The following is a 12,757-nucleotide window of genomic DNA, read 5'->3' as shown; positions in this document are numbered from 1 at the left end:
TGTGAACAAAGAAATCCCAAGGTTAAAGAAGCGCATACAGTCATTGTTAGAGTAAGGAAGGCTGCTAGCATTTTGAAAACTTGGGTCATCAGCTATACTGATCTCGAAAAGTAATATTTACCAGCCGGTTCCTTCCAAGTCARYAWAAAGCCCGCTACAGCGGGCTTTTGCTTATATTGACTTTTCCCAAACTAATGAGGTTCTGCGCAGCCCGGGAGTCGAACCCGGATTTCGAGAACCGGAATCTCACGTGCGATCCATTACACTAACCGCGCAAGTACCTAATTATATTACTCAATCAGCTGCCAATTTGCAAGTCTTTTCTGCAATGCTATTGCATACGAAAATAATAGTTACGTAGAATCTAAACGAAATTGGTAGCGGGGGAATTGTCAAAGAGTTATAAACCATTTTTACATGCAATTTTGCTGCATTCAAACCGGGAAAACCCAAATTGAAATTTTCCACTCACCAAATGGCAGTTTGGCTTGAAAAATGCTCAAAACAGAACAAACAAGGATGAAAGAACCCATGATTGGCTGTGTATAGATCTTTGAAATAGATCGAAATGTGGTGCATGAAAATTTCATTAGAGGCAACCCGAAACCTGTGATATCAAAAAGCCGCAACTCGGTTCTCAAAACCGGCAAATGCCGAACCTTTGGATCGTTCTAGAAGTAGATGTTCAAATTTAGCCACTTTTGTGATTACTTTAAGACGATTTAGGCAACAGACTTGCGATAAAGCGGAACCCCTGCTACAATTGGTTTTGTTGGTAAGGGAAAACAGCAAACGTTGGATTCCTAATTTTTTTCAACTTGCTGGGTCGGCAAACGACTCGGAGGGACGTGAAATGACCCATTAAAGAAGGACGTGCCTTATGCATACTGAACTTGCGTGGCTCAAAGCGATCGCGCCTGATCTGATGGGCGTCGTCACTAAACGCTATCAGGTCCTTCAATTTATTAACTGGATGGCACCGGTTGGCCGGCGAACGTTAGCCGAACAGATGAAGATTTCAGAACGCGCATTACGGACGGAAACAGATTTTTTGCGCGGGCAGGGGCTTTTAGAAAGCTCGAAATCTGGTATGGTGTTGACAGCTAAAGGGTTAGAAACTTTTCACGGACTCGATCATCTGATGAACCAGTTGTTGGGAATTAAGGATGATGAAAAACGGCTGGCGAATCGACTCGGGATTGACCATTGTCTGGTTGTTTCCGGGGATGCGGATCAAAGTAGCCGGGTTCTTGATGAGCTTGGTAAAACGTTAAATTCAACCTTACAGTTGCTGTTACCACCCGGGCATTTAACGATTGCCGTTATGGGTGGCACCACGATGGCACATTTAGCCACGCAGTTAACGTTTCAGCTATCTGCTGGTCGTGAGCTGTCGTTTGTCCCTGCACGGGGTGGTCTCGGTGAAGCCGTGACCATTCAGGCCAACTCGATTGCGGCTGCAATGGCAGAAGCAACCGATAGCAAGTACCGAGCTTTATATGTTCCTGAGAATCTAAGTTCGGAGTCCTATGAATCGTTAGTCAAGGAGCCATCGGTAAGAGATGTTTTAAACCTTATCGATAAAGCTCAGGTGGTGATTCATAGTGTTGGCGATGCGTTGGTCATGGCTAAGCGCCGTGGCATGTCGTCTGATACGATCAGCATGTTGAAAGCCAAACATGCAGTTGCCGAAGCGTTCGGCGTTTTCTACGACGCCAAGGGCAAGGTCGTTTACAAGATACCGCAAATCGGTTTACAGCTTGCGGATCTTGATCATATTCCGTATGTCTTTGCAGTTGCGGCAGGTAAAAGTAAAGCTAAAGCAATTGTGGCGTACATGCAGCACGCACCGAGTCGAACGTGGCTGTTAACTGACATCGGTGCAACAAACTCGATTTTAACTGGGGCAACCCGTTAGAATAAAACCTTATTTCCTAAAGGAGGAAATTTTAGCATGACTGTTAAGATTGGTATTAATGGTTTTGGCCGTATCGGTCGTTTGGCATTCCGTCGTATTTACGAATTGGGTGCAAAGAGCAATGACATCCAGGTTGTTGCGATCAACGATCTGACCAGCCCAACCATGCTGGCTCACTTGCTTAAGTATGATTCAACTCACGGTACTTTCCCTGGTGAAGTTAGTGCAACCGATAACGGTATTGTCGTTGACGGTAAAGAATACCGCGTCTACGCAGAACCGCAAGCCCAAAACATTCCTTGGGTTAAGAACGATGGCGTTGACTATGTTCTTGAATGCACAGGCTTCTATACCTCTGCTGAAAAGTCACAAGCTCATTTGGATGCAGGTGCAAAGCGTGTTCTGATTTCTGCCCCAGCTGGCAAAATTAAGACCATCGTTTACAACGTTAATGATGACACTTTGAATGCAGACGACAAGATTGTTTCTGCTGGTTCGTGCACGACCAACTGTTTGGCACCAATGGCTTACTTCCTGAACAAGGAATTCGGCATTGAAGTTGGTACCATGACCACCGTTCATGCTTACACATCAACTCAGATGTTGCTTGACGGCCCAGTTCGTGGCGGCAATTTGCGTGCTGCACGTTCTGCTGCTGCTAACACGATTCCTCACAGCACTGGTGCTGCTAAGGCTATCGGTTTGGTTATCCCAGAATTGAACGGCAAGTTGCAGGGTCACGCACAGCGTGTTTCTGTTGTTGACGGTTCCTTGACCGAATTGGTTTCCATCTTGAAGACCAAGAACGTTACAGCTGACCAAGTCAACGAAGCTATCAAGAAACACACCGAAAACAACCCTAGCTTCGGCTGGAACGAAGACGAAATCGTATCTTCCGATGTAATTGGTACGACTTATGGTTCAATCTTCGATCCTACTCAGACTGAAGTTACAACTGCCGGTGACTATCAATTAGTTAAGACGGTTGCTTGGTACGATAACGAATATGGCTTTACTTGCCAGATGATCCGTACCTTGCTGAAATTTGCTACTCTCTAATCCGGAGTAACGCTTTTCTAACCGCAACATCCGAAGCGGAGGGAGCTTTACTCCCTCCGTTTTTTTTGGAAAGGTGGCAAAAATCATCAGTTGAGTGCTGATTTTTGCCCTTTACGAGGATATGGTGGAGAACACGTGTTCATCCATCATCTTTGGGAAAATGAAGGAGGTCAAATCTTTTGGCTAAATTAATCGTTTCAGATTTAGATGTTAAAGATAAAAAAGTTCTGATCCGCGTTGACTTCAACGTACCGATCAAAGACGGCGTTATCGGTGATGACAATCGGATCGTGGCAGCATTGCCGACTATCCAATACGTTATTGATCATGGCGGCAAGGCAATCTTGCTGTCACACCTTGGCCGGGTTAAGACTGAAGAAGATAAGGCTAAGCTGACATTGAAGCCAGTTGCCCAACGTTTGAGTGAATTGCTGAAGAAGCCAGTTACGTTTGTACCGGCTACTCGTGGCAAGGAACTAGAAGATGCTATTGCTAAGATGAACGATGGCGATGTGCTTTTGATGGAAAACACCCGGTTCGAAGATCTTGACGGTAAGAAGGAATCTGGCAATGATCCTGAGCTGGGCAAGTACTGGGCAAGTCTTGGCGATCTGTTCGTCAACGATGCCTTTGGTACGGCACATCGTAAGCATGCGTCTAACGTCGGTATTGCTTCTAACATGAAGCAAACAGCTGCCGGATTCTTGATGGAAAAGGAAATCAAGTTCTTAGGCGACGCGGTTGACAACCCGAAGCACCCATTCATCGCTATCTTGGGTGGTGCCAAGGTTTCCGATAAAATCGGGGTCATCGAAAACTTAGTACCTAAAGCCGATAAGATCCTTATCGGTGGCGGTATGACTTACACCTTCTATGCAGCCAAGGGTATGAGTATCGGTAACTCATTGGTTGAAAAAGACAAGATCGACTTAGCCAAGAAGATTATGGACCAAGCCGGTGACAAGTTGCTTTTGCCTGTTGATTCTGTTGTTGCCCCAGAATTTTCAAACGATGCACCGCATAAAGTCGTTGAAGGCGATATTCCGGATGGCTACATGGCATTGGATATTGGCCCGAAGACGATTAAAGAATTCAAGGATGCTTTGCAAGGTGCCAAGACGGTTGTTTGGAACGGCCCGATGGGTGTCTTCGAAATGAGCAATTATGCTGAAGGCACTTTGGAAGTTGGTCGTGCACTTGGCGATTTGAAGGATGCCACAACGATTATCGGTGGTGGCGATTCAACCGCTGCTGCTAAGCAACTGGGTATCGCGCCTAAGATTACCCACATTTCCACTGGCGGTGGTGCTAGCCTTGAATATCTTGAAGGCAAGACGTTGCCAGGTATCGCGGCCATTTCTGACAAGTAATTTGTCAGTGATGCTGATCTAACAGTTAATGCCGGCACGTGTTGAACGTGTCGGTACATAATGAAAGGAAGCTAAGTCATGCGGACACCATTCATTGCTGGTAACTGGAAAATGAACAAAAACCCCAAGGAGACGCAAGCCTTTTTGGATGCTGTGAAAGGCAAACTGCCTGACGCAAGCAAAGTTGAAACGGTCATTGGCGCCCCCGCCATTGATTTGACGACCTTGGTTGCCGGAGCAGAAGGAACACCTTTAAAGACGGCGGCAGAAAACTGCTACTTTGAAGATGAAGGTGCTTATACCGGTGAAACCAGCCCGAAAGCATTAAAGGAAATGGGCGTCGATTATGTCATCATCGGCCATAGCGAACGTCGTGGTTACTTCCACGAAACCGACGAAGATATCAATAAGAAAGCTAAGGCAATCTTTAAGAACAATCTTCTGCCGATTATCTGCTGCGGCGAAAGCTTGACCCAACGTGAAGCGGGTCAAACTGAAGATTGGGTTGCTTCCCAAATCGAAGCAGCTTTGGCTGGCTTAACCGCTGACCAAGTCAAGGTTGCTGTTTTGGCCTATGAACCAATCTGGGCTATCGGGACCGGTAAAACTGCGACCGCCGATCAGGCACAAGAAGTTGTTGCCCACATTCGTGCTACCGTTGAGAAGTTGTATAATAAAGATACAGCAGACGCTGTCCGGATTCTTTACGGCGGCTCTGTTAAACCAGCGAACGTTAAAGAATTAATGGCTAAGCCTGATATTGATGGCGGCTTAGTCGGTGGCGCTTCGATGGATTCTGAAAGTTTCATCGCCTTGGCCAACTACCAAGATTAATCTGGTTTCCAATATTAAACAGCCTTCTGGCAAAAAGGAGAAGAATATATGTCTATCATTACTGATGTATTGGCACGCGAAGTTTTGGATTCACGTGGCAACCCTACTGTTGAAGTTGAATTGTATACCGAAGATGGCGGTTTTGGCCGCGCATTAGTTCCATCAGGTGCTTCAACCGGTGAACACGAAGCCGTTGAGCTACGTGATGGTGACAAGGATCGTTTTGGCGGCAAGGGTGTTTTGAAGGCCGTTGGTCATGTTAACAATGAAATTGCCAAAGCTGTGGTTGGCCTTGACGTTACCGAACAACGCCTGATTGACCAAACCATGATCGATCTTGATGGTACGCCAAATAAAGGCAAGTTGGGTGCTAACGCCATCCTAGGTGTTTCTTTGGCTGCTGCCCGTGCGGCTGCTGATGAAGTCGGCCTCCCACTGTATCAATATCTTGGCGGCCCGAACGCTCATGTTCTGCCAACACCAATGATGAACGTTCTTAATGGTGGCGCACACTCAACCAACACTGTTGACTTCCAGGAATTCATGATTATGCCTGTTGGTGCCAAGAGTGTTCGTGAAGCCGTTCGCATGGGCTCAGAAACCTTCCATGCACTGCAGGCTTTGTTGAAGAGCAAAGGCGACATTACCGCTGTTGGTGATGAAGGTGGCTTCGCTCCTAACTTGAAGGACAACGAAGAAGCCTTTGAACTGCTTGTTGAAGCGATCAAGAAGGCTGGTTACAAGCCAGGCGACGACATTGCTTTGGCCTTTGACGTTGCGGCTTCGGAAATGTACGATGCCGACACCAAGACTTACACAACCAAGTGGTCAAACCCTGACAAGAAGTACACCACCGAAGAATGGACGAACATGATCGATGGCTATATTAACAAGTATCCGATCGTTTCCGTTGAAGATCCTATTGATGAAAATGACTGGGAAGGTTGGCAGTCATTCACTAAGAAGATGGGCGACAAGGTCCAAATCGTTGGTGATGATCTGTTCGTTACCAACACCGATTACCTGAAGAAGGGTATTGACATGGGCGTTGCTAACTCAATTCTGATCAAATTGAATCAAATCGGTACTTTGACCGAAACCTTCGAAGCAATTGAAATGGCCAAAGAAGCAGGCTACACTGCGGTTGTTTCACATCGTTCCGGTGAAACTGAAGACACCACGATTGCTGACTTGGTTGTTGCAACCAACGCTGGCCAAATCAAGACCGGTTCCATGAGCCGGACCGACCGGATTGCCAAGTACAACCAGTTGATGCGCATCGAAGATCAATTGGGTGCACAGTCACAATACAAGGGTCGCAAGTCCTTCTACAACGTTAAAGCAATCGACTAACTAAACGCCGTTGCTGTTGCAAACACGTCACTTAAGACAAGTGGCGTGTTTTTTTATTCTTTTGTGGAGATGGGGTTTTTCTCGTTTCCTTGAAAGGTTTATACTAAATAGATGTTGGCATGGAGGGAAATGTTTTGGCACGAATCGTTAAGAGAAAAGAAAAATTCGATGTTACGCGATTGCGCTTTGTTTTATTGGGCTTATTGGTGGGTTTACTGACCGGTGCGGTAGTCAGTGCTTTTCGTTACTTCATTGAAATCGGTTTGCGAGCTAGTCGTCATGTATATGGCAACTTGCGCGTGGAACCGTTTGTTTGGTGGCACTGGGTTTTATTGATAGCGGTCAATCTTATACTTGCCGGAATTGTCGCGTGGATGTTAAAAAAAGAGCCATATATCTCCGGGTCAGGAATTCCTCAGGTAGAAGGGCAGCTTGCCGGTGAATTGGAAATGAATTGGTGGGCCATTTTTTGGCGTAAATTTGTCGGCGGCGTCTTGGCGATAGCTCCCGGATTGTTTCTTGGTCGTGAAGGACCTTCGATTCAGTTAGGTGCAGCTGTGGGTCAAGGTTTAGCTGGCGGGTTCAAGTTGCGTGGAACCGATCGGCGGTTACTAATTGCATCCGGAGCAGCGGCTGGTCTTGCAGCTGCCTTCAATGCGCCGATTGCCGGTACATTGTTTGTGTTGGAAGAGGTTTATCATAACTTTTCGCCACTTGTATGGCTGACCGCACTGGCTGGTGCGATCGGATCGAATTTCATTTCGCTAAATGTTTTTGGACTCGTCCCTGTTTTGCACATAAGCTACTCGAGAAGTTTGCCTATTTCCATTTACTGGCAGTTAATTATACTTGGTATCATTTTAGGACTGCTCGGCTATTTGTATCAGCGAGTATTGTTGGCAATGCCTCGATGGTATCAAAAATTAACTAAGTTGCCACGGGCGATGCAAGGCGTTGTACCATTTATCTTATTAATTGCAGTTGGTTACTTTACGCCTAATCTTCTTGGTGGCGGGAATAGTCTCATCATTGGCTTTGGCCATTACGTGCCGTCACTTTTGGCGTTGCTTGGTATCTTTGCCGTTCGCTTTATTTTCTCGATGATTTCTTATGGATCAGGCTTGCCAGGCGGTATTTTCCTGCCGATTTTGTCGCTGGGAGCCATTATTGGCGCAATTTATGGGGTTATTATGTATAAGTTGGGCCTGTTACCACATGTTTATGTCATGAATCTGATTATTTTCTCGATGGCTGGTTATTTTGCCGGTATCGGGAAAGCGCCGTTTACCGCAATTTTACTGGTGACCGAAATGGTAGGTAACTTAACGCACCTCATGCCGCTTGCTGTGCTGTCGTTAACTGCCTATCTGGTGGTTGATTTACTGGGCGGTGCACCGATTTATGAAGCCTTGTTGGAACAAATGACATTTCCTAAAACGGTCGCTCAGTTGCACCGGCCGGATCGATTGGAAATTCCTGTTTTTGTTGGCAGCGCACTCAATGGTAAGCTAGTTCGTGACTTGCCGTGGCCTAAGGAAGCTTTGTTGATTGGCATTCGTCGCGGTGAGCAGGAAGTTATTCCGCACGGTGATACGTTGATTCGGGAGGGTGATACATTAGTGCTGCTCACGGATTCAGCCCAGCGCGCTCGAGTGAAAAGGCGAATCGACGCTTTATCAGCAGCGTTGGCTACGGCCCACAAAACACGGGTGTAAGTCATGGTGCGGGTTAAAACAAAACGGCAAAGATTCGCCTTTGCCTTGCTTTTATGCTAAACTACTAAAGTGAGATTTTTCGCAAGGGAGGCAACAACTTGCAAAGTTTATTGACCACGTTACTTGTGATTGATTCGATTTTGATCGTGATCGCAACTTTAATGCAACCAAGCAAGCAACAGGATGCGTTAAGCGCATTGTCCGGTGGGGCAACCGATTTATTCGGGAAGACCAAGTCCCGCGGTTTTGAAGCTTTCATGGAGAAAGTCACCGTTGTATTGGGTGTCATTTTCTTCGCCCTCGCCATCGCGTTGGTCTATCTGGAAGCCCATTAGCCAAAGTCTCCTGGAACATTCAGGGGACTTTTTTTGCAGAAGCACGATCCAACCTGCCTAGAGCTGGCGTTTAAGCATACAAGTTCTTGTGCGTTGTTTTGGCGATTTGCAGCAATAGTTTTTGTATCAGGTTTTGGCTACATGGATTATTTTGTCATTGATCTGACAGCTAAAATATGCACTTAAAAATCGGCGTTCATGCGTCGAATATCATTGAAAGCCACAAAGGACGACTTCACCATGATCTTTCGCAAACCGCAACCTTTTGAATACGAAGGCACTGACATAGGCGTTGTTTTACTGCATGCGTACACTGGCAGCCCCAATGACATGAATTTTATGGCACGAGCCTTACAACGTGCTGGTTATGGGGTGTACGTACCGCTTTTTGCCGGACACGGGACCTTAGAACCCATGGACATTTTGATGAAGGGTAGTCCAGACATCTGGTGGGCAGAGGCCAGCGCTGCCGTTGCCCATATGACCGCGAAGTACGCTCGCGTGTTTGTGTTTGGGTTGTCATTGGGTGGCATTTTTGCGGTAAAAGCTTTAGAGAAATTACCTGGCATCACGGCTGGCGGCGTTTTTTCTTCGCCAATCCTGCCAGGCAAGCATCATCTGGTTCCAGGATTTTTAAAATATGCCCAGTATATGAATCGCTTGGCCAATAAACCGGATGAAAGCACCCAGATTCTGGCTTACCTGCCGGCGCAACTGGCTGCGATTGATCAGTTTGCCACGGAGGTTGCGGCCGATCTGGATCTAGTCAAGCAGCCCACTTTCATTGGTCAGGCCGGTGAAGACGAATTAGTGGATGGCCGATTGGCGTATCAGTTGCGAGACGCGTTGGTTAACGCAGCTCGCGTGGATTTTCACTGGTACGACCACGCTAAGCACGTTATTACCGTCAATTCGGCGCACCACGCACTAGAACAAGACGTTATTGAATTTATGCAACAAGAAAACGAGGGATAGCATGACCACAGTTGGCCATATTCGCAATGAATTATTAGCAACATTTCGCAGGAATCCGAAGATTGATTATTCGGTTCAAACACTTAGTCGCGCGTTGAAGTTAAATGAAGGTGCAGACTTTAAAGTGTTGGTACAGGCACTAAACGGTATGGAAAATGACCATTTGATCCACGCCAATCATGAAGGCCGTTACGCATTGGGTGGCGCGCCTAAAGTTTTGACTGGTGTCTTCCATGGCAATGAAAAAGGTTTTGGTTTCGTTGCCGTTGAAGGCTTAGATGATGATGTTTATGTGCCGGCTACCAGCACGGATTTTGCCTTGGATGGCGATACAGTTGAGGTTCGCATTGTCCGTGAAGCGCGGCCGAACGATTCGCGCGGAGCAGAAGGTGAAATCACGCAGGTTGTTCAACGCAGCTTAACAACCTTGGTTGGCGAGTTTAAACCTTTTTCTGATAAAGATCGGGCCAAGTCCGGTTTTATTGGCATGGTTGTCAGTCATGAAAAGAAACTGAAGAATTTTCCGGTTTATGTCAAGGACACCGGGACGATTCCGCAACTTGGCGATATGACAGTGACAGAGATTACTGAATTTCCGACTGAATACCATCCAAAATTAATGTACGGCATGGTGGTGGAAACACTAGGGAATAAAAACGATCCCGGCGTAGACATCATGTCATTGGTTCTACAAAACCACATTAAAACCGAATTCCCCGATGAAGTAATGGATCAGACCAATGCCATTCCGGATCATGTGACACCGGAAGAACGCGTTGGCCGTAAAGATATTACTGATCAGGCAGTTGTCACGATTGATGGCGATGACAGTAAGGACTTTGATGATGCGGTGGTTGTTTGGAAACTGCCAAATGGCAACTTCCATCTTGGCGTCCACATTGCCGATGTCTCGCATTATGTGACGGAAGGGTCCGCTTTGGATGAAGAAGCGTATGATCGCGGCACCAGTACTTATTTGGTCGATCGCGTGATTCCGATGCTGCCGTTTCGTTTATCCAATGGCATTTGTTCATTGAATCCGGGTGTTGACCGACTGGCAATGTCTTGTGATATGGAAATCGATCACGAAGGCCATGTGGTGAATCACGAGATTTATCAAAGTGTCATCAAGAGCCACGCCCGCATGACCTACAACAACGTGAACAAAATCGTGACTGACCATGACCCGGAAGTGATGGCTGAATATCAGGAACTTGTACCGATGTTTGAAGACATGGTCGAGTTGCATCAGATTCTGTATAAAATGCGTCATGCCCGCGGTGCGATTGATTTTGAAGAAAATGAAGCCAAGATCATTGTGGATGATATGGGTCACCCGACCGATATCGTGTTGCGGGAACGCGGTGTCTCTGAACGCATGATTGAATCCTTCATGCTTGCGGCCAACGAAACCGTGGCAGAACACTACAACAAGCAGCACCTGCCATTTCTTTATCGAGTTCACGAAACGCCAGACGCTGATCGGGTGAAAGAATTCATGGAATTCATTGCCAGCTTCGGCATTACGGTTCCTATGAAAAAAGGTAAGGAAATCACGCCAAAACAGCTTCAGGAAGTTGTTACTGATGTCACCGGGACACCGGAAGAAGCCATGGTCAATGTGAAACTGTTGCGGAGTCTGAAACAAGCGCGGTATTCACCTGATCCGCTTGGGCATTTTGGCTTGGCAGCTAAGTATTACTGTCACTTCACCAGTCCGATTCGGCGTTATCCGGACCTTGTTGTGCATCGCCTAATTCGCGACTATGCCACAGAAGGTGCTGGGGACGATGTTCAAGCCTCATGGAATAAGAAATTGCCGGACATTGCAACCCAGGCGTCGATGGCTGAACGACGGAGTATTGATGCTGAACGGGCCGTTGACGACCTGAAGAAAGCCGAATACATGGCGGACAAGGTCGGCGAAGAGTTCGATGCGGTTGTCAGTGGGGTCACAAGCTTCGGCATGTTTGTGGCGTTACCTAACACGGTTGAAGGCTTGGTTCATATCACAAGGATGAGCGACGATTATTATTCCTTTGTCGAAAGTCAGATGGCCTTAGTCGGCGAACGAACCAAGCGGACTTATCGTGTCGGCCAGTCTTTACGGGTCAAATTGGATAACGTTGATATTGATCAGCGTCAGGTTGACTTTTCACTTATCCCGGATGATAAGACACCGACAAGTGACTTAGGTAAACTGGTCAAAAAAGATGATCGCCGTGATCGTCGTTCGAATGGCAATCGGCCAAGTTTTGGTAACGGAAACCGGAGCGGCAATCGCAATCAGCGCAATAACCAGCGGCCACGTAAACCGGCTGGGGCACCGCATCAAGGGAAACATTATAATGCCAAACGAGGTGCTAAGTAGCGCTGGCTTGTGCTCACGTTAACGTGCTGACTCGCGCTCACACCAAAGAGAGGTGGTTTAATGGCTAAGAAACATCGACAAAAACCTGATAACCTGCTCGCCCAGAATAAAAAAGCCGGACATGATTACAACATTCTCGATACCTATGAAGCTGGTATCGCACTGACAGGCACCGAGATTAAGTCTGTGCGGGATGGCAAAATCAATTTGCGGGATGGTTTCGCCCGTGTCCGCAATAATGAAGCATGGCTTGAAAATGTTCATATCAGTCCATACAAAGAAGGCAACTTGTTCAATGTCGACCCGATGCGCAATCGCAAGCTATTGTTGCATAAGAAAGAGATTCGCAAACTTGGCCAATTAACGGCTCGCCAAGGTGTGACGCTTGTGCCGTTGCGGATGTATTTGAAACATGGTTATGCGAAGGTGCTGATCGGCGTTGCTGAAGGGAAACACAACTATGACAAGCGTGAAACCCTGAAGCGTAAGGATCAAGAGCGTGAGGTGCAACGCGCGTTGAAAGCTCGGTACTAGTGATCAAGCGGCTGGGTCATAATCCATGCGAAAAGTCTCTATTGCACTGAATTACGAACGATAGGTGGGCACGACTTTGAGACTCAGCAAAAAGCGCTGAGTCTCAAAGCTCGGCCTTGTACTACGCCGGGAAGACCGCCCGGCTAGTACAATTGCACCACTGAGCCCGTCCCCGCCTACGATTGCTCCGCTTTGGCACTAAGATTTGAAGTTTTTTGACAAACTCTAGTTGTGAAACAACAGCAAATAACAATTCTACTTTTTTGAATTGTTATTTGCTGTTTTATTTTGTC

Annotated in this window: 10 protein-coding genes and 1 tRNA gene; 10 read left to right on the top strand and 1 reads right to left on the bottom strand. The window is 46.9% G+C overall.

The window, feature by feature from the left end; genetic code table 11:
* Nucleotides 1-203: 203 nt before the first annotated feature.
* A tRNA-Arg gene (locus BVJ53_RS12670) sits at nt 204-275 on the bottom strand.
* A 605-nt stretch (nt 276-880) separates the two neighbouring features.
* Between BVJ53_RS12670 and BVJ53_RS12665 the strand changes: the two genes are divergently transcribed.
* The 10 genes from BVJ53_RS12665 to smpB all read left to right on the top strand — a co-directional run bounded on the left by BVJ53_RS12665 (nt 881) and on the right by smpB (nt 12,464).
* Nucleotides 881-1,918: a sugar-binding transcriptional regulator gene (locus BVJ53_RS12665; RefSeq protein WP_129302717.1), complete on the top strand. Its 1,038-nt coding sequence runs from the start codon at nt 881-883 to the stop codon at nt 1,916-1,918.
* A gap of 36 nt (nt 1,919-1,954) precedes the next feature.
* The gene (gene gap / locus BVJ53_RS12660) at nt 1,955-2,977 is read left to right on the top strand and encodes a type I glyceraldehyde-3-phosphate dehydrogenase (protein ID WP_129302716.1); all 1,023 of its coding nucleotides are present in this window, start codon (nt 1,955-1,957) and stop codon (nt 2,975-2,977) included.
* Nucleotides 2,978-3,156: 179 nt separating this feature from the next.
* A complete protein-coding gene (locus tag BVJ53_RS12655; protein WP_129302715.1) occupies nt 3,157-4,347 on the top strand; it encodes a phosphoglycerate kinase in 1,191 nt (396 codons plus the stop codon).
* Nucleotides 4,348-4,425: 78 nt separating this feature from the next.
* On the top strand, nt 4,426-5,181 hold the full coding sequence (tpiA, locus tag BVJ53_RS12650; protein ID WP_129302714.1) for a triose-phosphate isomerase: 756 nt from the start codon (nt 4,426-4,428) through the stop codon (nt 5,179-5,181).
* 48 nt (nt 5,182-5,229) lie between these two features.
* Nucleotides 5,230-6,534 carry a phosphopyruvate hydratase gene (eno, locus tag BVJ53_RS12645; RefSeq protein ID WP_129302713.1) on the top strand — a complete coding sequence of 435 codons (1,305 nt, stop codon included), beginning with the start codon at nt 5,230-5,232 and terminating at the stop codon, nt 6,532-6,534.
* 134 nt (nt 6,535-6,668) lie between these two features.
* Nucleotides 6,669-8,249, top strand: coding sequence for a ClC family H(+)/Cl(-) exchange transporter (locus tag BVJ53_RS12640; protein WP_129302712.1), 1,581 nt, complete (start codon nt 6,669-6,671; stop codon nt 8,247-8,249).
* A 98-nt stretch (nt 8,250-8,347) separates the two neighbouring features.
* Nucleotides 8,348-8,584 (top strand): preprotein translocase subunit SecG, encoded by a 237-nt coding sequence (gene secG, locus BVJ53_RS12635; RefSeq protein ID WP_129302711.1) that lies wholly within the window; start codon nt 8,348-8,350, stop codon nt 8,582-8,584.
* Between the two features lie 240 nt (nt 8,585-8,824).
* Nucleotides 8,825-9,559, top strand: coding sequence for an alpha/beta hydrolase (locus BVJ53_RS12630; RefSeq protein WP_129302710.1), 735 nt, complete (start codon nt 8,825-8,827; stop codon nt 9,557-9,559).
* A gap of 1 nt (nt 9,560) precedes the next feature.
* Nucleotides 9,561-11,930 (top strand): ribonuclease R, encoded by a 2,370-nt coding sequence (gene rnr, locus BVJ53_RS12625; RefSeq protein ID WP_129302709.1) that lies wholly within the window; start codon nt 9,561-9,563, stop codon nt 11,928-11,930.
* 60 nt (nt 11,931-11,990) lie between these two features.
* On the top strand, nt 11,991-12,464 hold the full coding sequence (gene smpB / locus BVJ53_RS12620; protein ID WP_129302708.1) for an SsrA-binding protein SmpB: 474 nt from the start codon (nt 11,991-11,993) through the stop codon (nt 12,462-12,464).
* The last annotated feature ends 293 nt before the right edge of the window (nt 12,465-12,757 follow it).

The sequence above is a fragment of the Lacticaseibacillus chiayiensis genome (assembly GCF_004123795.1).
Classification (GTDB): Bacteria; Bacillota; Bacilli; order Lactobacillales; family Lactobacillaceae; genus Lacticaseibacillus; species Lacticaseibacillus chiayiensis.
The sequence above is the reverse complement of the archived record's forward strand: the minus strand, read 5'-3'. Positions and strand labels throughout refer to the sequence as shown.